We start from the raw sequence: 19,478 nt of genomic DNA, 5'->3' as shown, positions 1-19,478 counted from the left end.
ATATGTAGCACAGTTCAAATTCAGCACTTCGTGACATCATTTCACGTCTCTTTTGGCGTGAAATGACACTCTCAATTTCAAACCTTTGATTTATCGTTTCCGCATTGCTGCACAACGGAGACAAAAACCGTGTTTGAAACCTTACCTAACCCTATGAATAAAATAAAAATACTCCCTATAGCGATCGCCCTAGCTCTTTCTGGCTGTGGTAGCGATGAAACTACGCCAACCGATACAGGAAGCCACGTGGCATCTCCTGATTGGCAAGACCAGATCATTTACTTCTTGATGATCGACCGTTTTAACGACGGCGACAACACGCTTAACGATCAAGGTCAGAATGAATACGATCCTACCTCAGACAAGAAATTCAGTGGTGGAGACCTGGTTGGTGTCAGTGACAAACTGGGCTACATCGAAGACCTAGGCGCTACCTCTATCTGGATTACACCGCCAGTGGCAAACCAATGGTGGGATGCCGAGCAAAACTACGGCGGCTACCACGGCTACTGGGCGCGTGATTTCCAAAAAGTGGATGAGCACTTTGGTGACATGGAAAGCTACCAAGCGTTAGCGCGAGAAGTGCACGCTCGTAATATGTTCTTGATTCAAGACATCGTGACCAACCACGTAGGTAACTTCTTCACTTACGATGACCCATACTATTACGACCCTAGCCTACCTTGCCAAGGTTTCCGTTTGATTGAAAATGCGCTGCCAGCAGGGCAAGAACTGCCTTATCCGCTCAACATGAATGAGTGTAAAGAAGACGGTACTGGCATTTACCACTGGACGCCAAGCATCACCGACCACAACGATCCCGTCCAAGAAAAAACCTGGCAACTGTCGGATCTGGATGATCTAAATACGTCCGATCCTGAAGTACGCGCTTATTTAAAAGAGAGCTACCGAAAATGGATCCGCGAAGTGGGCGTTGACGGTTTCCGTATCGATACCGTGAAGTTTGTTGAGCACGATTTCTGGAACGACTTCCTGCACGCCGACGATGGTGTGATGACTCAAGCGGTTGATACTGGTCGCGATAACTTCCTGACCTTTGGTGAAGTCTTCGAAACATCTACGCCTTACAACACAGAAGGCGAAGAGAAGATGCTGACTTACATCGGCGAAAGCGGCTCGCCGGAGCAGTTAACCTCGGTGTTGAACTTCCCATTGCAAGCAACCATGACTCGCGTGTTTGCAGCAGGACAACCGACCGATTACCTACGCTTCCGTCTTGAAAAAATGATGGCGATGTTCCCGAATCCATACATCATGCCGAACTTCATTGATAACCACGATATGCCACGTTTTCTATCACAAGGCAGTGTCAATGATATGAAGCAAGCGCTGATCACAATGATGGCTGTGCCGGGTATCCCTGTGATTTACCAAGGGACAGAACAGGCGATGTCAGCGGCGCGCGATGCGATGTTCGCCGGAGGGTACCGTGAAGATGGCAACTACGTAGACTCGTTCGACCAAAACAGTGAGATGTACTTGTTTATTCAAGAACTTGCCAAGCTACGCACTGAAAACAAAGTCATGACACGTGGCGAAATAAAAGTGATTGGCAGCGATAAAGCGGGTGCGGGCGTGTTCGCCTTTACCCGAACGTTGGATAACGACGAAGTCTTGGTTGTGATGAACACATCCAACTCGCCGATGTTGATGAACCAACTCGATGTAGAACAAGTTGGCGGCACCGTCTTCCAACAACAAATCATGTCGAACTGGGCAGAAGCTCCAGAACAGTTAATCGCAGATGAAAATGGTCACGTAACCCTTGAGCTACCAGCCAAGTCTGCAGTGATTTACTCAAAAACAAGCAGCAATCAATCTGTAGATACGCCAGACCTCAACATCCAACTAGCGCAGGATTGGGAAGGACAAACCATCACTGGTGATATTGTTATCGCGGGTAGTGCGAACGCCAACGAGAAGTTGAACCTCGTCATCGATGGTAACTTGGAAACAGCGCAAACCATTACTGTAGGCGCTGATGGTCAGTTTAGAGTCACGCTGTCGACCCGTCACTTTGCGATTGGCGAACAGCAACACCGCTTCGCGATTTATTCCACCGAGAAAAAAGCAGGCATCGAGGACGTGAATTTTATCTCCAACCTAAGCTGGTCAAACACGCCGGACGACACCATTGATGATGCGGGCGATGCACAAGACGGCGTGGGCGGCCCAAACGGCAACTACTCATTACCAACCGATCCAACGTTCGACAAAGACAACAGCCAACTCGCGATCAACAAAGCAGAAGTGTTTACCGTTGGCAGTAACGTACGTTTGACCTTCACTATGGACAAAATCACCGACACTTGGTTGCCACCAAACGGCTTCGACCACGTGGGTTTCACCATCTTTATTGATTTACCTGAAGAAGCCGCAACTAACTTGTCTGAGCTACCGAAGATCAACGCTTCTATGCCAAGCGGAACCTGGAGTCGTAATGCGGTTGTTTTTGGCTGGCAAAGCTCGATTTACAACACCAAAGGAGCAAATGCGACGACATGGGGAGAAGCGGTCACGCCAGCACCAACAGTGACAGTAGACAAAGCCAATAACACTATTTCGATGGACTTTGCGAGTGACGCGCTGGGTCGACCTGATTCACTGGATGGCATTCGATTCTATGTGACGACTTGGGACTTAGACGGCCTTTCGGCAACTTACCGTCCGCTAGAACAAAACAAAGGCCCTTGGAACTTCTCCGGTGGCGCATCGGATGAAAGTAAGATTTGGGACGATTTACCAATCATCACCTTGTCGGAATAAACCGTTAAATAAGACACCGCCCAGCGTTATGACTGGGCGGTCATCAACAAAAGAATGCAGAAAGAAACTTCTGCTCGTTTTTATTCTAGCTAAAGAATGATTTCACCCACAGCACCAGACTGTCCCAAAGCTGAGCGAACCACGAGCCCTCTTCTACCGCTTGGCTGCTGACCAAGGGATAACTCGCCACGGTACTGTCATCGCTTTTCCAAACGACCTTACCAATCTCATCTCCTTGCGCGATCGGCGCAATCAACGGTTCATTTAACACCACACTCTTATCAAGCCCAGCCGTCATTGAACGAGGCAGAGTGAGATAGGCATCTTTAGCAAAGATCGCCTCAACTTGATTGGTATTTCCCTTCCAAACGCGAACTTTAGACTCAACTTGGCCTTGCTTAGCAACTTGCTTTGTGTCATAAAAACGAAAACCATAGCTGAGTAGATTCTTCGATTGGCTGATCCGAGCCTGTTTACTTGGCGTGCCCATCACCACCGAGATAAGGCGCATTCTTCCTTCTTTGGCCGAGCTCACCAAGCTGTATCCGGCATTGCTGGTGTAGCCGGTTTTGCCCCCGTCGACATCAATGGAATTGTCCCACAACAACTTATTGCGGTTGTACTGCGTAATGTCGTTCCACTTGAAGACTTTCTCGCTGTATAGCGCATACACATCGGGAACATCGCTGATGATCGACTGCATGAGTCTTGCCATATCGGTTGGTGAGGTTTGGATGCCATCACTATCAAGACCATGGGAGTTCACAAAATAGGTGTCTTGCAGTCCTAATTTCTCCGCCCAACCATTCATCAAGGCGACAAAGCCGCGTTCACTGCCTGCAACATGCTCAGCCAGTGCAACGCACGCGTCATTTCCTGATTGGATGATCACGCCGCGCATTAAGTTCGCAACACTAATTTCATCTTTCGGTTTGATGAACATTTTAGAAGAACCGGGAAACTTGGCCGACCACGCGTTTTCGCTCACGGTGACAACATCATCCCATTTCAAACGCCCCGCTTTGATTTCTTGTCCAACTACATAAGCGGTCATCAACTTGGTTAAACTCGCCGGAGCAAGGCCTGCTCGCCCGTTATACTCGGCAATAATGGCACCGGATTGAAAGTCCATTAATACGTAGCCTTTTGCCTGTAACTGAGGTGGGTTGGGCGTAACAACGGCAAAAGTAGGTACGCTTATTAAACAAGTCACAATTGTCCATCGAGCCAGTGACACTTTCATCCGACTTCCTCCATGCTCTTACTTTGTCGCAACTCTATTGAGCATAGCTCACTCAACCAGTTGCACCAGTCGCTAATCGTTTCATTTTCTTGAACTTACATTGATTTGACCAAGGTATAGAACTGAAGAGGCAATTGGGAAATAGCGTTGGTTCTTCATGCCATTCGCAGTAAAGTAGCGCTACCCCTCAATAAGGAAATAAAGATAACAATGAACGCTCAATCATTTATCGACGCAGGATTGCATTACACTCCCCACAGTTTTACCGTTCCTCTGGATTACCAAGACGCAAGCAAAGGCACCATTGAAGTCTTCGCCCGTGCGGTTTGCCTAGTTGGCGATGAAGAATCGACCAAACCTTGGTTGGTTTACTTTCAGGGCGGGCCTGGCTTTCCCTCTCCGCGTCAAAACGGCAATAGCGGCTGGGTAAAGCGCGCGCTGCAAGAGTACCGAGTTTTGCTCCTCGACCAGCGCGGTACGGGCAATAGCAGCGTAATTAATCACCAGACGCTTGCTCACCTCACGCCAGAGCAACAAGCAGACTACTTGAGCCACTTCCGAGCGGATAACATCGTGCGCGACGCGGAATACATTCGTGAGCAATTTGGCGTCGAAAAATGGGCGATCTTAGGTCAAAGCTTTGGTGGTTTTTGCTCCCTCACCTATTTGTCTTTGTTCCCAGACAGCTTGCTACAAAGCTACATCACAGGTGGCGTGCCATCAGTCTCGCGTCATGCCGACGATGTGTATGAAGCCACCTTCAAACGCACCATGGAGAAAAACCAAGCGTTCTTCCAACAATTTCCAAGTGCGCAACAACTTTGCCAAAACATTGCGAATCACTTGCTGGAAAACGAAGAGTACCTACCAAATGGTCAACGCTTCACGGTGGAGCAATTTCAACAAATCGGCATCAACTTTGGTGTGAGTGATACTTTCTTGCCAACTTACTATTGGCTAGAAAGCGCGTTGATTGAAGTGAACGGCAAACCACAACTTCGTTATGAGTTCTTGAACGATATGTTGGCGCAGCAAAACTTCCAAACCAACCCGATCTACGCCATTTTGCATGAATCGATTTACTGCCAAGGCTTTGCGTCGAATTGGAGTGCGCACCGTGTTCGCCAAACCCGACCAGAGTTTAATTATGAACCTGGCCAGCCATTTTACTTTACGGGGGAAATGGTCTTCCCGTGGATGTTCGACCAATACGTCAACCTCAAACCACTAAAAGACGCCGCAGAAATATTGGCCGCGAAAGACGATTGGGCTGCGCTGTACGATCAAACACAATTGGCTCAAAATAAAGTTCCTGTCAGTTGCGCCGTTTACGCCGATGATATGTTTGTTGAAATGGATATCAGCCGAGAGACACTCGCGTTAATCCCAAATTCAAAAGCGTGGATCACCAACGAGTACGAGCACAACGGTTTGCGTGCCGACGGTGAACGTATTCTCGACAGGCTCATTGCCATGGGAAAACAGACCGCAGCTACGTTGAAATAAGCAGGACAGACGTTAGAAAAACGCCTTTTCAGTATTTGGTGAAAAGGCGTTTATAGCGGCTTATGAACAATGGCGATCAGTCATTCACTCTTTGTCCCTAAACCTTTATCCCTCACCACCTCATGTATAAAACTGCGACATGTCCTTTCCTTGTCAATGACTCCGGTGATTATTTGGTGCTTCTTGCGCCTAACTTTTTTGAAGGGCCTAAAACAGAATAACAACATAAATTTAAACCAAAAGTATCGGCCCCAACCTACCTGACTCACTATAATTAATGCTTATAATTTGAACACATAGCGGCTTCACCTGCGGACATGCCCCCCCTATCAAAGACCGCCAGGCCCCGCCTACTCATAATATCCGTATAATTTGTCCGTATTTCCGACTAGTTTAGTCAGGTATACTTCGTGCCGCTAAAATTTTAAGGTCGTTGACCACCTGTATTTTTAAAGGAAACCTCATGAGTCAGTATGTAGTTTGTGCGCTGTACAAGTTTGTTGAGCTGAATAACTATCAAGAGCTACGCGAGCCATTACTTGCGTTGATGGAAAAACACCATATTCGCGGAACATTACTACTGGCAAGTGAAGGTATCAACGGTACTGTTGCATCTGATCGTGCAGGTATTGATACGCTACTGGAGTGGCTAAACAACGAACCTCGTTTGACTGGCACCGTATACAAAGAGTCGTATTCTGAGACCCAGCCATTCAATCGCACCAAAGTGAAATTGAAAAAAGAGATCGTAACATTAGGTGTTGAAGGTATAGACCCTCGCCACGTAGTGGGGACTTACGTGAAACCTCAAGAGTGGAACGATCTTATTGCTGATCCTGAAGTGTTTGTTGTCGATACACGTAATGATTACGAAATCGAGATCGGGACATTCAAAGGCGCTGTAAACCCAAATACTGAAACCTTTCGTGAATTCCCAGACTATGTAAAAGAAAACATGGACCCGGCAAAACACAAGAAAGTTGCGATGTTCTGTACCGGTGGTATCCGCTGCGAAAAATCAACTGCTTACATGAAAGAACAGGGCTTTGATGAGGTCTACCACCTAGAAGGCGGCATTCTTAAATATCTTGAAGAAGTTCCTCAAGAAGAGAGCATGTGGGAAGGCGATTGTTACGTATTTGACGGTCGTGTTGCCGTGAACCACCAGCTAGAAAAAGCAGATTACGATTTATGTAACGCTTGTCGTCTACCGATCACTGAAGAAGACAAACAGTCAGAATTGTTCGAGCAAGGCGTGAGCTGTCCAAAATGTCACGGCACACACTCAGAAGAACAAATTGCTCGATTCCGCGAGCGTGAAAAACAAATTGTTCTTGCAGAGCAGCGAGGCGAGCAGCATGTTGGTGGTGAAAGTGCCAAGCAAAGAGAAGCCCGACGTGCCGCTAAGTACGCGCAAAAAGAAGCGCAGCGTAAACAAGACTAAGCCCAACTCTCCTTATATTTAGCGAGCTGCCGTATAGTGGCTCGCTTTTACTGCGCACCAATACTCTTTCAGTACAGTTTTGTATCCCTCACCAATACCTCTAGTTGATTGTTTCTTTTGCCTTCGGGTAGCCCCACCATTTCATCATAAGCACTTTGATGTACTAAAACCTGCTTATTTGCTTTGATATTCCTGCACTTCTTTTGCATCTCGATCAGGGAATGAGCCCTCAAAAAGATGCCGTTGTCATCAGTGATAAATTGCGCTTCTCCATCAATCACAACAGATGCCTGATACAATGCGAGATCAAGCGAATGAATGACCAATTTATCTACATAGAAGTATTTTTGTAACTTACTCAATGGTATTGCCATGTGTCACCTCCCTAAAAGTTACCTTTACGTTTTGTAGAATAAAACCGATCATTGGATGAGATTTCTTCGGTTTACTTGCGTACAACATCGGAAACTAAAGAGGATTCCGATGCAAACAATCAATGTCGTGTGGTTAAAACGAGATTTAAGGCTGACTGACCATCAACCACTAACTCAAGCATTATCAACAAAGCACCCAACTGTGCTTTTATATATTGTTGAACCATTGCTATTGAACAACCCACACTATTCTGAGCGCCACTGGCGATTTGTTTGGCAATCACTGCAAGACATGGATGAGACGCTCAAAGCATATGGGCATCGAATCACGGTGCTGTTTGACGATGCCTTAGCATGTTTTCAATCAATTCAAGCGCAATATCAAATCAACGCTGTTTTTTCTCACCAAGAAATAGGACTCAACTGCACCTTTGAGCGCGACAAACAAGTTGCCGCTTGGCTGTATAAGCAGAACATCGACTGGTTTGAGTTCGAACACGGTGCTGTTATCAGAGGTGCAAAAAACCGGCAAGGTTGGGACAAACATTGGGACTCTGTCATGAGAGCCTCAATAAGCCCTATTGAGCTCCAAACCGACTTATTGCATTCATTGGATGCAGAAGCTCTCGGCTGTTCGTTTTCGCCACCATCATCCTGGCTATCAAAATGCAAAGGAATGCAAACGGGAGGAAGCCGGCTCGCTTGGAAAACACTAGAGGACTTTTTTCATCGTCGAGGTCGTGATTACTATCGAAGCATTTCTAGTCCCACAGCCTCACGCACAGCCTGTACTCGACTTTCTCCATACCTCGCTTGGGGTAACATATCCTTGCGTGAAGTTTATCAATACCTTTTGAAACACTGGCAAGTCGCTGGATTTCGTCGCAGCTTAATTGCATTGTCTTCACGGCTTCATTGGCACTGTCACTTCATCCAAAAATTCGAATCGGAATACGACATGGAGTTTTACTGCGTTAATCGGGCTTACGAACCATTGATTAAACAAAGTAGTACTTTCGATGAAGAAAAGTTAGCAGCATGGAAATCCGGGCATACTGGCGTACCTTTGATTGATGCCTGCATGCGCTGTTTGCACCACACTGGTTACATTAACTTTCGCATGCGTGCCATGCTGGTTAGCTTTCTTACTCACCACATGAACATGGATTGGCGAGTAGGTGTAACGCATTTAGCGCAACTGTTTCTCGACTTTGAGCCTGGAATTCATTACCCACAATTCCAAATGCAAGCAGGAGTAACCGGGACTAACACAATCCGTATTTATAATCCGATCAAGCAAGCCCAAGAACATGATCCTAACGGTACGTTCATCTACAAGTGGGTACCTGAGTTACAAATGGTTCCTCCCCCTCTTTTATTCGAGCCCTGGACAATGACCCAGATGGAAGCTGTCATGTATCAATTGCAGCCAGATAGCCGTTACCTTGCACCTATTATCGCACCAGACAAAGCAGCTAAGGCAGCAAGAGAGCGCTTATGGACGTGGCGGAAACGAGCTGATGTGAAACAAGAAGGCAGACGAATTCTTGCGCGACATGTTAGACCCTCAAAAGAAAGTAGGACGCGATGATCATCTTTCAATCACGATGCGTACAAATGTAAACACACTCCAGGGAACCCGTTGTACCCTCAACTAGTAAGGAACACATTATGTTCAAACGTATCTTAGTTATCGCGGCGACACTGATGGCGACATTATCTTTTATGCTTCCCGTCAAGGCTCATGAGCATGGCATGATGAAAGCCGATATTGTCGACGTTGCCGCTGAAAACGGCTCTTTCAATACGCTTGTTGCTGCGGTGAAAGCAGCGGGCTTGGTTGACACTCTCAAAGGAGAAGGCCCATTTACTGTTTTTGCACCAACGGATGACGCTTTTGCAAAACTGCCAGACGGCACAGTCGACATGCTCTTAATGCCGGAAAACAAAGACAAGTTAGTATCTGTTTTGACTTATCACGTCGTCCCAGGGAAAGTGATGGCTGCCGATGTTGTTAAGCTAGACAAAGCGACTACGGTTCAGGGGCAAGATGTGATGATTAAAACCATGGGCGATAAAGTCATGGTTAACGATGCAAATGTCATTGCAACCGATGTGAAAGCTAAAAACGGTGTCATTCACGTGATTGATACTGTCATCATGCCGAAATAACACCATTCAGAGGGCGGTACAATCCGCCCTTTAGACAGAACTTCTTCCACCCTTAGCACGATTCCTCTCCACTTATCCCCAACAAACCCCCACTCATTCACCATGACTATAAAAAGGATGAAAACAAAATTAAAATCAATACCTTGTAAGACGACACTGCACAATATTGACGAGGTTAAGATATCGTTACCTTTCAATTTGAGAACAGGATTCCATGTCAGTGACGTTTACTTTTCCACATGTAAATTCTTAAGCTAAATTTTGGCTGCTCAATCACATTTCGGCAAACCATTCGAAAGGGTGGGACGCAAAGCTTCCGGTCTGTCAGCATTTAAAAATCTAAAAGAATGCTCATGATAGCGGGGTTACCATGACGCAGTGTTACAGAAGTCCAATTTCTGTAGCGTTGCTTTATGCTCAGCATGCGCCGGGGTGTGACATTAGTTTGTCAGCCATAACAGAGGACATGTGATGAAATCATTTCCAACCAAATCCGTACTCGCGTTAGCACTTGCAAGCATTAGCTCAGGTGCTGCGGCTCACGGTTATGTATCAGAAACCAATGGTGGTGTCGCTGCAAGTCGCTCGGCACTATGTAAGTATCCAACGCCAGATACTAACGAAAAAAATAATAACTGCGGTGCGATTCAATATGAACCGCAAAGCGTTGAAGGCCCTGATGGCTTTCCCGAAACAGGGCCTCGCGATGGTAAAATAGCGAGTGCCGAAACCGCTTTAGCAGCTGCCCTTGATGAGCAAACTGCCGACCGTTGGGTAAAACGCCCTATTCAAGCAGGTACACAAACTTTTGAATGGACATTTACCGCTAACCACGTGACGCGCGACTGGAAATATTACATCACCAAGCCTGATTGGAACCCAAACGCTTCACTATCACGAGACTCTTTTGATCTAACTCCTTTCTGTGTCGTCGACGGCAATATGGTTCAACCCCCGAAACAGGTAAGCCATCAATGTAATGTGCCTACTCGCGAGGGATACCATGTCATCCTGGCAGTATGGGATGTTGGCGACACTGCAGCCTCATTTTATAACGTGATCGATGTGAAATTTGATGGTGACAGTCCCGTTATTCCAGATTGGAAGCAAGGCGGTCAAATTATTCCTACAATGGATTTAAATATTGGGGATTCGGTTTATACACGCGTATTTGATCAAGCAGGTGAAAACGTGGCGTATAGAACTGAACTAGAAATTACCGATGCAGCAATGGGCCAAGCGAAAAACTGGTCTTACGCACTCGCGACTAAGCTAAACCAAGAACAAGCAAAACTGCAAGCCGGGCAGTATGCAGAGGATAAATTCACTCCTGTTTATGGTACTAATCCGGTGTATCTGCAAGCAAATAGCGGCCTTGAGCGAGTAGAGATCGGCTATAACATTGAAACTCCTGTTCCAGAATACTCACTCACAGTAGATGGCTTAGCAGACGAATATATCATTGAGTCAACACCGACAACGTTGGATCTGACACTAACTGCTGAAGGCGATTTAAATGCAGAACTCACCGTTTACAATCACCATCGCGAGCCACTTGCAAGTTGGGCAAACGAAATGAAAGACGGCTCGGTAGAGGCGATATCGCTCGCTTTAAGTAAATCGGAGCCGGGTCACCATATGCTCGTAACACGTATTAAGGATAAAGATGGCAACTTGGTGGATCAGCAAACACTCGACTTTCACTTAAAAGAAGAGTCAGTTACTCCACCACCATCTGATGAGTACGATTTTGTCTTCCCTGAAGGACTATCTAGCTACACGGCGGGCACAAAAGTGCTTGCCAGCGACGGGGGCATTTATCAATGTAAACCTTTCCCATACTCTGGTTACTGTATGCAGTGGAAAGAAAGCGCAAATCATTACGAGCCTGGAATAGGTTCACACTGGGAGATGGCTTGGGATAAAGTCAACTAAATCACCCTTTGAACGTTAAGTAAAAAGAGCCTCACGATGAGGCTCTTTTATAATCAAACGCAAAAATGACAGCTTTCCCGGTCTAAACCATGAACACCAGATAAACTAGTGAGATGCGCTCGCCCCTCAATCAGCCCCATTTCATACCCTTCTAGTAAAACGGATTGTCGCATTGATAAGCGCTGAACATGAAAATTATCTGGTGGGGCAATCACCCTAACATGTGTTCCTGGTGGAGGGTTACGAATAAACTCTAATGATTGATTATAGTTATCTGCACGTCTTAACATCGCATCCGCCATTTTGGGGTGCTCCGCAAACAGTTTCTTCATCAGCCATGTGGTCTTAACTGGCTTTTTGGCATAATTCAGCGGGTGAGAGAGTACTACGGTTATGTCGCGAGCCCCTCGACGATAAGCCTCACGCACTGGGATAGAATCAGCGACCCCACCATCGGTATAACAACCGCCAGAAAAACAAGGGGTATGCTTGTAGGCAATCGGTAATGCTGTTGTCGCTTCAATCGCATGGTGAAAATTATCACGTGTCACGCGGTAATAATCTGCCTGCCCTGTATCTACATTTGTTGTCGCTGCGAGAAAAGGAACGCCATTAAACAGTTTATTTTCATCGACGGGATACAAGCGATTAGATTCTTCAAACAGCCACTTCACATCGATGAGGTCCCCACCTTTAACGAAGCGAGTTGGGTCAAAAAAGCGTTTGCTTGTGGCCAGCTTAGTAATGACGTTAATACTGCGATGCGGGTAGTCGGTCAAATACCCAATCAAATTTGATGCACCAGCAGATACACCGATTGCAAAATCAAACGGTTTATAACTCTGCTCTAAAAACGCATCTAACACTCCGCTTGCGAAGACGCCTCGCATCGCGCCACCTTCTACTACAATTGCTTTTGTTGCCATATTTCCCCCATTCTCCTTGCCAAAAGAGTAATGAAATTCGTGCAATCACAACAATTGAATATTCTTATTATTGAAATAGGTGAAGTCTATTTATTTCTCTCTTAGAAAATGAAAACTAAAGTTCAAAAAATCCGTACCCGTTAGAAATGTAATTGCGGGCTTAACCAAGGTGGCAAGGTCTAAGAGAAATCTAGGAGAAAACCGTTTTATAGGCTTCGCCCGCGCCATCAATGAACATTTGAGTACCAATAACCGCTAGAATTAAGCCCATCATTTTAGTCACAACATTTAGAGCACTTGGTCCAACCGCTTTGACCAATTTGTCTCCAAATAAAAACAGTACATAGGTGATCACACACAGGACAGCGAAAGAGACGATAGTAATAATGGTTTGATCGAAACCACCCGCTGTCGCAAAGTTCATCGCGGTAGCAATCGTTCCAGGCCCAGCTAATATTGGCATCGCCAGTGGAGACACAGCAATACTCAATGCCGCCCGTTGCTGAGCTGGTGAATACGCCTTCTCTTTGGTTTTCTGATGCGTCGAATCACCTTGAAGCATGTTAAAACCTATCAAAAACACCAAAATACCGCCTGTTATTCGCAATGCATAAAGCGTGATACCAAACAAATCAAAAATTAACTTACCGGCAATAGAAAATATCGCGATGATAATAAATGCAATAAAAACCGAGCGAAGCGCAATGGAACGGATGGTTTCTTTATCTTCATCAGCAGTTAAACTCAAAAAGATGGGAATATTGGCGATAGGGTTCATGATGGCAAAGAAGCCCATAAACACCGTAACTGTATGAACAATGAGTTCTTTCATATTTTCCACTGCATTTAAATTATTGATTCTAAAAACAGTATATACGCTCTCAAACAGAACGAGTGGTGTATTCTCGATTCGTCTTCACACTTATGCACCAAGCATTGTTTTTCTTTTGAGATAGTTTACCGACTCATCAAATGTCGCTAAGGTGAGTCTTCAGCCTTTAACGTAACAGGGGATGTTAAGTCACCATGAACAGCACGATTCAAACAATTCTCAATCACCGCTCAATTCGAAAATTCACCTCACAACCGATTGAGAGCGAACAATTAGATGCCATTCTTCAAGCCGGCCTTGCGGCGTCCTCATCAAGCATGTTGCAAGTCGTTTCAATTATCCGCGTGACCGACAAAGAAAAACGTACACTATTAGCTCAATATGCCGGAAATCAAGGGTACGTTGAAAGCGCGGCTGAGTTTTTGGTGTTTTGTATTGATTACCAGCGCCATGCCAGTATCAACCCAGATATTCAAGCTGATTTTACCGAGTTAACGCTAATAGGCGCTGTAGACTCGGGGATCATGGCACAAAATTGCTTGCTTGCGGCGGAGTCGATGGGACTAGGAGGCGTGTATATTGGTGGTTTACGAAACAATGCCACAAAAGTAGACGAATTATTAGGTTTACCTAAAAATACCGCCATTTTATTTGGTATGTGTCTTGGTCATCCAGATCAAGCTCCTGAAGTAAAACCTCGCCTACCTAAGCATGTCGTGGTGCATGAGAATCAGTATCAAGACCTAAACTTGGATGATATTCAGACGTATGACCAAACCATGCAAAACTACTATGCAAACCGTTCGAGCAATCAAAAACAGAGTACTTGGTCGCAAGAAGTCACCAGTAAACTGGCTGGCGAATCACGTCCGCACATCCTGCCTTACTTAAACAGAAAAGGGCTCACTAAAAGGTGATGACTACAATACGATAGGATCAAAAAAGGCCTCTGAAGAGGCCTTTAGAATTTATCAGCAAAAACTTGCTTAGTTACCGCCTGTCGCGCCAGTGCCTGGACCCGGTGGATCTTCAGGTTCAATTGGCTCACCGACTTCCGCATCTGGGATTTGTGGTACTTCAGGTTCGATATCTTCTAGTGGAGTGTCGTTATCAATAGCCTCTTGTACATCAGCAACAACTTTCTGAGTATCTTCAGCTGGAATCGTTACGTAGATAACATCACCCGAATCATTCTCAGGATAATTTGGGTTCGCCGCGATTACATCTTCTGTTATTGCTTTTGCAGCAACAGCTACAGCTTCAGGCGAAGCTGTTGGGTTCGCTTTGATGATATCTGATACAACGTTTGCTGTTGCAACTAGCTGAGTAGCAAGTGCGCTGTTACCACCCTCACTACCAAGTCCTGCTACTACAGATTCTGTATCACGAAGGATTTCGTCAACTGTTTTACCACTTGCATTGATATCGATACCCAAATTCTCGAATACTTTTTCAGCGATATCAGAAGAGTATACTTCACCATCTTTTAAAGAGTTAGCAACCAAAGTCGTAAATGGAGAGCCTGTTACCAATGAATCCGTCTGGGCTAGGCCTTGAGGGATTTTGTAGTCAGATGTAATAGGTTTACCATTTGACGCGTCTTTACTATCTTCTGTGTGCGTTAATACGAAAGCACAATCACCTGGCGCATTTACAACGTTGATATTTTCAAAACGCGCTTTACCAACCATACCTTCATAGTTTGTTGTATTTTCAATAGCGTCGTATGTCTCACCACCACATACTGCTTGAACTTTCATGCCGATAACAGCTGGGTCATAAGCCTGAACTGAGTATCTTTTTACCTCAGGATCGCTGTCACTACCACAACCTGCTAGTAGGACTGCTGCCACACTTGCCGTTAAAAGTTTGATTTTCAAAATTAGCTCCAATATTTGTTGTTATATCCGACCGCAACAGGAAGCATAACGGCAGTTGCATATAGTGTAAATAGGATGCATACAACTTTGGCATGAGTTTTTTCACATTCTTGCCTGTTTGCTTGTGCAAAATCATGCATTCATCTCATTAACGTTAAATAGACACAATTTTGTCATGTATTCGTCAGTATTTTTTCAAGTAACTTGTTGCCTTTATTGCAACCAGATGGATAATAGTTGACTATTTTTTGTGGGTCGGATTTTCACACCTTCATTAATGAAACTAAGAGCTCTAAGTCGCTAGCAGCCATTTGGAGTGTTTATTACACAAATAATTCTGAATGGACTCGCTTTCTAAAGGCTTAAAACTGCAGTAAATCATCAATATTGATGAAATGCAGTTCAATTAGAATGAATCAATTTCAGTCGGCAAACTTTCTTTCGGTAGTTATAAACCAATGAACACATTTAATAAATTTTTGGGGATATCAGTACTTCCTATCCTTCTTACAGGGTGTACTTTGCCTGGTAGCCACCTTTCGGTCAGTGACAAAACAGTCATGAGCACTGAATCGAGTGATATAGAGTCTCAGGTTACCGTTTATCCCTTAACTTTGGAGCGCGTAACGTCTTTAAATTCAGTGGACCCTTTTTCAAAACCAAACCCAGAGTTAGATATTGAAATCGCAAAATATGAATACGAAGTAGGACCTGGCGATATCCTAAATATCACTATTTGGGATCACCCAGAGCTAACGATCCCAGCGGGCTCATACCGAAGCTCAGCCGAAGCGGGTAACTGGGTGCATTCGGATGGCACGATCTTCTACCCTTACATAGGTGTCGTACATGTTGAAGGCAAAAACGTACGTCAGATTCGTGCAGACATTGCAAGCCGCCTTGCAAAATACATTGAGAGCCCACAGGTCGATGTAAGCGTTGCGGCATTTCGCTCTAAAAAGACTTATGTAACTGGCGAAGTTAACAAGCCAGGACAACAACCAATTACAAACATCCCCCTTACACTTCTAGATGCTGTGAATAGAGCTGGCGGACTGGCTGCCGAGGCTGATTGGCGTAATGCGACACTGACACGCAATGGCGTTGTTGAAAACGTCTCTTTGTATGCTCTGATGCAACAAGGCGATTTAACTCAAAACCGCCTTCTAAAGCCTGGTGATATTGTTCATATTCCTCGAAACGATGCGCAAAAAGTATTTGTTATGGGCGAGGTTAACGATCCGAAATTACTCAAAATTGATCGTAGCGGCATGAGCCTTACTGAGGCTCTTAGCAGCGTTGGTGGTATCAGTGAAATCTCCGCAGATGCTACCGGTGTGTTTGTCATCAGACGTTCAAAAGAAGAAGCTAAAATGGCGGACATTTATCAGCTAGATGTTTCTGACGCTTCTGCTTTGGTGATTGGTACTGAGTTTGATCTCAACCCTTACGACATAGTCTATGTGACGGCTGCACCTGTTAGTCGTTGGAATCGTGTGATTGCTCAGCTCGTTCCAACCATTTCCGGCTTTAATGAACTAACTGAAGGTGTACTACGAGTACGCACTTGGCCGTAAAACAACGTGCCGCAAGAAAATTATCTCTTGCGGCACGTAATCGATATCTACTCAGCTCAATTGCGCAATATAAAGAAGCCAGCAATTCAGTTGAGATCATAAGCATACAACTTAAAGTAGGGTAAGCATTTGTTTTCTAATATTCTTGTCGTCTGTGTCGGTAATATTTGCCGCTCTCCAACAGGAGAGCGGCTTTTGCAGTCTTTACTACCAAACAAACATGTCGCATCAGCAGGAATCGCAGTAGATAAGAGCCATCTAACGGGAAAAGCTGCTGACGAGATGGCAACCACTATCGCGAACGAACATAGCGTAAGCTTAGATGGACACGAAGCACGACAATTAACACCTGAGCTTTGCGCTCAATACGATCTGATATTGGTTATGGAAAAAGGTCATTTAGAAGCCTTAACCAAAATCGCTCCTGAGGCACGAGGTAAAACGATGCTGTTTGGACAGTGGATAAATGAACAAAACATCCCTGATCCATACAGACAAAGTAGAGAAGCTTTCGAACATGCATATACGCTTATAGAAAAAGCAGCAAAAGCGTGGTCTCAAAAACTATAAGCCGCAAGGCTAAATAAACGCCAATGGCAAGGTATTTAAGAAGTTAAAGTAATGACAACACAAACTAATAAGCAATCACGTCAAGCCGACGATGAGATCGATTTGGGAAAGTTATTTGGGATCATTCTCGATGCCAAATGGCTCATTCTATGTACCGTAGTCCTATTTTCGATTATAGGCGTCGGCGTTGCCATTCTATCAACACCTATCTATAAAGCTGACGCTCTTATCCAAATCGAAAGTAAGAGTTCAGGTGGTATTTCAGCGATGGTTGGTGATATGGGAGAGCTGTTTTCAGCAGAATCATCAGCGACAACAGAAATAGAGATCATCAAATCTCGTATGATCTTGGGCGGTACTGTTGATAAGTTCAACTTAACGACTGTCGTTTCTCCAAACTACATGCCAATTATTGGTAAAGGCCTAGCTCGACTACAAGGTGAGCAAATCAGTCTGAGCGTTTCACGATTTAATGCTCCTTCTTACGCAGTTGGCGTTCCTTTAACTCTTGAAGTTATTGATTCTGAAAAACAGACGTTCAGGCTCTTAGAAGATGACAATAACGTCATTCTAGAAGGTAAAGTTGGTGAACTGCTTGAGAAGAATGGATACCAGTTTTTGGCGACTGAACTTGTGGCTCAAACTGGTGACTCATTCACGGTCAGCAAAATCAGTAAATTAGATGCAATTAATAAACTTCAAGAAAACTTATCGATTAGCGAACGTGGTAAGCAAACCGGGATTATATCTTTAAGCTTCTCTGGTGAAGACCGCGCTAAGATTCAAGATATCTTGAACGACATTAGCCAAAACTACTTCTTACAAAACGTTCAAAGAAATTCTGCAGAGGCAGAGCAAAGCCTCGAGTTCTTGAAAGGTCACCTCCCAGACATCAAAACAAAACTGACCGCTTCTGAAGACGTTTTAAATCGGTTCCGTCAAGAAAATGAATCTATCGACTTAGGCCTTGAAGCTCAGTCAACGCTGAAAGTAATGGTTGAGTTAGAAGCACAGCTAAATGAGCTTACATTCAAAGAAAGTGAGATCAGCCAACGCTTCACACAGGATCACCCAGCTTATAAGTCGCTACTTGATAAACGTGAAACACTATTAAAAGAGAAAGAACGTCTTAATAAACAAGTTCAAAAGTTACCGAAAACACAGCGTGAAGTTCTACGTATGACACGCGATGTAGAAGTAAACCAACAAATCTACATCCAACTATTGAACAAGGTTCAAGAGCTCAACATTATTAAAGCCGGAACAGTTGGCAACGTTCGAATCTTAGATAGCGCTCAATCTTTCTCTAAGCCAATTAAGCCGAAAAAAGCGCTTATCGTTGTGCTAGCAACACTGCTTGGCGGTATGGCAGGCGTGGCTTTCGTATTAATTCGTGCAGCATTCCACCGTGGTGTGGAAACACCAGATCAAATTGAACAAATTGGCATGCCAGTTTACGCAAGCGTTCCAAAATCTATTCAACAACTGGAATTTGCAAACAAGCTTAAGCGCAACAAAGGCAGCAACAATGAGCTAGTCCTTCTAGCGGAAGCTAACCCAGCCGATCTTTCCATTGAGGCTCTACGTAGTCTTCGCACTAGCTTGCACTTTGCAATGATGGAAGCGAAGAATAACGTTCTTATGATTTCAGGTCCTGCACCATCTATCGGCAAAACATTTGTATCGACCAACTTTGCGGCCGTCGCTGCGAAAACCGGTCAGAAAGTGCTGCTTATTGATGCGGATATGCGTAAAGGTTATTTGCAGCAATGCTTCGGTCTACGTTGGGACAACGGTCTTTCTGATTACTTGAGCGGTAAGACATCCCTTAGCAACATCATTAAATCGACATCCATTGATAATTTAGATGTTGTGACTCGCGGCCAAGTACCACCAAATCCGTCAGAACTTCTTATGCACCCTCGCTTCAAGAGCTTTGTTGACGAGATGTCTGCACAATACGATCTAGTCATCATCGATACACCGCCTGTACTCGCAGTTACCGACCCAAGCATTGTTGGCGCGCTTGCAGGAACAACTCTGATGGTCGCTCGTTTTGATCAAACGACTTTGAAGGAGATTGAAGTCGCGCAAGGTCGCTTCGAGCAATCAGGCGTTGAAGTTAAAGGTGTGATTCTCAATGCAGTTGAGAAAAAAGCATCTAACTCATACGGCTATGGATACGGCTACTATAACTACGCGTACAAAAGCGAATCATAACTTGAATTTAGA

At 44.9% G+C, this 19,478-nt stretch carries 15 protein-coding genes and 1 riboswitch; of the genes, 10 read left to right on the top strand and 5 right to left on the bottom strand.

Annotated features, from left to right (window positions below):
• Nucleotides 1-129 precede the first annotated feature (129 nt).
• The gene (locus R8O10_RS13065; protein WP_318191461.1) at nt 130-2,787 is read left to right on the top strand and encodes an alpha-amylase family glycosyl hydrolase; all 2,658 of its coding nucleotides are present in this window, start codon (nt 130-132) and stop codon (nt 2,785-2,787) included.
• Between the two features lie 85 nt (nt 2,788-2,872).
• On the opposite strand, the gene R8O10_RS13060 is transcribed toward R8O10_RS13065, so the two are convergent.
• Entirely contained in the window at nt 2,873-4,030 is a 1,158-nt protein-coding gene (locus tag R8O10_RS13060) for a D-alanyl-D-alanine carboxypeptidase family protein (protein WP_213965838.1), read from the bottom strand.
• Between the two features lie 210 nt (nt 4,031-4,240).
• Between R8O10_RS13060 and R8O10_RS13055 the strand changes: the two genes are divergently transcribed.
• Nucleotides 4,241-5,536: an alpha/beta fold hydrolase gene (locus R8O10_RS13055; RefSeq protein ID WP_140267471.1), complete on the top strand. Its 1,296-nt coding sequence runs from the start codon at nt 4,241-4,243 to the stop codon at nt 5,534-5,536.
• A 463-nt stretch (nt 5,537-5,999) separates the two neighbouring features.
• Entirely contained in the window at nt 6,000-6,980 is a 981-nt protein-coding gene (locus R8O10_RS13050; protein ID WP_017634441.1) for a rhodanese-related sulfurtransferase, read from the top strand.
• Between the two features lie 68 nt (nt 6,981-7,048).
• On the opposite strand, the gene R8O10_RS13045 is transcribed toward R8O10_RS13050, so the two are convergent.
• Entirely contained in the window at nt 7,049-7,354 is a 306-nt protein-coding gene (locus R8O10_RS13045; protein ID WP_136976810.1) for a DUF6482 family protein, read from the bottom strand.
• A 109-nt stretch (nt 7,355-7,463) separates the two neighbouring features.
• On the opposite strand from R8O10_RS13045, the gene R8O10_RS13040 reads away from it, so the two are divergent.
• The 3 genes from R8O10_RS13040 (at nt 7,464) to gbpA (ending at nt 11,461) form a co-directional block, all read left to right on the top strand.
• On the top strand, nt 7,464-8,945 hold the full coding sequence (locus R8O10_RS13040; protein WP_203345568.1) for a cryptochrome/deoxyribodipyrimidine photo-lyase family protein: 1,482 nt from the start codon (nt 7,464-7,466) through the stop codon (nt 8,943-8,945).
• Nucleotides 8,946-9,025: 80 nt separating this feature from the next.
• Nucleotides 9,026-9,526: a fasciclin domain-containing protein gene (locus R8O10_RS13035; protein WP_005384595.1), complete on the top strand. Its 501-nt coding sequence runs from the start codon at nt 9,026-9,028 to the stop codon at nt 9,524-9,526.
• Nucleotides 9,527-9,798: 272 nt separating this feature from the next.
• A riboswitch (cyclic di-GMP riboswitch) is annotated at nt 9,799-9,899 on the top strand.
• Between the two features lie 98 nt (nt 9,900-9,997).
• Nucleotides 9,998-11,461: an N-acetylglucosamine-binding protein GbpA gene (gene gbpA / locus R8O10_RS13030; RefSeq protein ID WP_104976409.1), complete on the top strand. Its 1,464-nt coding sequence runs from the start codon at nt 9,998-10,000 to the stop codon at nt 11,459-11,461.
• A gap of 53 nt (nt 11,462-11,514) precedes the next feature.
• Here gbpA and R8O10_RS13025 read toward each other — a convergent pair whose 3' ends face one another.
• Both R8O10_RS13025 and R8O10_RS13020 read right to left on the bottom strand, forming a co-directional pair.
• Entirely contained in the window at nt 11,515-12,387 is an 873-nt protein-coding gene (locus R8O10_RS13025) for a patatin family protein (protein WP_005374891.1), read from the bottom strand.
• 190 nt (nt 12,388-12,577) lie between these two features.
• Nucleotides 12,578-13,219 carry a MarC family protein gene (locus R8O10_RS13020; protein WP_005374889.1) on the bottom strand — a complete coding sequence of 214 codons (642 nt, stop codon included), beginning with the start codon at nt 13,217-13,219 and terminating at the stop codon, nt 12,578-12,580.
• A 194-nt stretch (nt 13,220-13,413) separates the two neighbouring features.
• Between R8O10_RS13020 and nfsA the strand changes: the two genes are divergently transcribed.
• Nucleotides 13,414-14,136, top strand: a complete 723-nt coding sequence (gene nfsA / locus R8O10_RS13015; protein ID WP_054579381.1) for an oxygen-insensitive NADPH nitroreductase — start codon at nt 13,414-13,416, stop codon at nt 14,134-14,136.
• A 69-nt stretch (nt 14,137-14,205) separates the two neighbouring features.
• On the opposite strand, the gene R8O10_RS13010 is transcribed toward nfsA, so the two are convergent.
• Nucleotides 14,206-15,099, bottom strand: a complete 894-nt coding sequence (locus tag R8O10_RS13010) for a hypothetical protein (protein ID WP_017820140.1) — start codon at nt 15,097-15,099, stop codon at nt 14,206-14,208.
• Between the two features lie 458 nt (nt 15,100-15,557).
• Here R8O10_RS13010 and R8O10_RS13005 point away from each other — a divergent pair, with 458 nt between their 5' ends.
• The 3 genes from R8O10_RS13005 (at nt 15,558) to R8O10_RS12995 (ending at nt 19,466) form a co-directional block, all read left to right on the top strand.
• Complete coding sequence (locus R8O10_RS13005) at nt 15,558-16,676, top strand: polysaccharide export protein (protein WP_017820139.1); 1,119 nt, start codon at nt 15,558-15,560, stop codon at nt 16,674-16,676.
• 129 nt (nt 16,677-16,805) lie between these two features.
• Nucleotides 16,806-17,246, top strand: a complete 441-nt coding sequence (locus R8O10_RS13000) for a phosphotyrosine protein phosphatase (RefSeq protein WP_031780905.1) — start codon at nt 16,806-16,808, stop codon at nt 17,244-17,246.
• Nucleotides 17,247-17,297: 51 nt separating this feature from the next.
• Nucleotides 17,298-19,466, top strand: coding sequence for a polysaccharide biosynthesis tyrosine autokinase (locus R8O10_RS12995; RefSeq protein WP_318191460.1), 2,169 nt, complete (start codon nt 17,298-17,300; stop codon nt 19,464-19,466).
• Nucleotides 19,467-19,478 lie beyond the last annotated feature (12 nt).

Origin of the sequence: Vibrio sp. 1727, from assembly GCF_033344415.1 — a bacterium.
In the GTDB taxonomy this organism is placed as follows: Bacteria; Pseudomonadota; Gammaproteobacteria; order Enterobacterales; family Vibrionaceae; genus Vibrio; species Vibrio alginolyticus.
The sequence above is the reverse complement of the archived record's forward strand: the minus strand, read 5'-3'. Positions and strand labels throughout refer to the sequence as shown.

What these genes read in the sequence shown, in the direction of transcription:
- R8O10_RS13035 (WP_005384595.1), top strand. Translation starts at nt 9,026, where the DNA reads ATGTTCAAACGTATCTTAGTTATCGCGGCGACACTGATGGCGACATTA.
- R8O10_RS13020 (WP_005374889.1), bottom strand. Translation starts at nt 13,219, where the DNA reads ATGAAAGAACTCATTGTTCATACAGTTACGGTGTTTATGGGCTTCTTT.
- R8O10_RS13025 (WP_005374891.1), bottom strand. Translation starts at nt 12,387, where the DNA reads ATGGCAACAAAAGCAATTGTAGTAGAAGGTGGCGCGATGCGAGGCGTC.
- R8O10_RS13050 (WP_017634441.1), top strand. Translation starts at nt 6,000, where the DNA reads ATGAGTCAGTATGTAGTTTGTGCGCTGTACAAGTTTGTTGAGCTGAAT.
- nfsA (WP_054579381.1), top strand. Translation starts at nt 13,414, where the DNA reads ATGAACAGCACGATTCAAACAATTCTCAATCACCGCTCAATTCGAAAA.
- R8O10_RS13005 (WP_017820139.1), top strand. Translation starts at nt 15,558, where the DNA reads ATGAACACATTTAATAAATTTTTGGGGATATCAGTACTTCCTATCCTT.
- R8O10_RS13040 (WP_203345568.1), top strand. Translation starts at nt 7,464, where the DNA reads ATGCAAACAATCAATGTCGTGTGGTTAAAACGAGATTTAAGGCTGACT.
- R8O10_RS12995 (WP_318191460.1), top strand. Translation starts at nt 17,298, where the DNA reads ATGACAACACAAACTAATAAGCAATCACGTCAAGCCGACGATGAGATC.
- R8O10_RS13060 (WP_213965838.1), bottom strand. Translation starts at nt 4,030, where the DNA reads ATGAAAGTGTCACTGGCTCGATGGACAATTGTGACTTGTTTAATAAGC.
- R8O10_RS13045 (WP_136976810.1), bottom strand. Translation starts at nt 7,354, where the DNA reads ATGGCAATACCATTGAGTAAGTTACAAAAATACTTCTATGTAGATAAA.
- gbpA (WP_104976409.1), top strand. Translation starts at nt 9,998, where the DNA reads ATGAAATCATTTCCAACCAAATCCGTACTCGCGTTAGCACTTGCAAGC.
- R8O10_RS13055 (WP_140267471.1), top strand. Translation starts at nt 4,241, where the DNA reads ATGAACGCTCAATCATTTATCGACGCAGGATTGCATTACACTCCCCAC.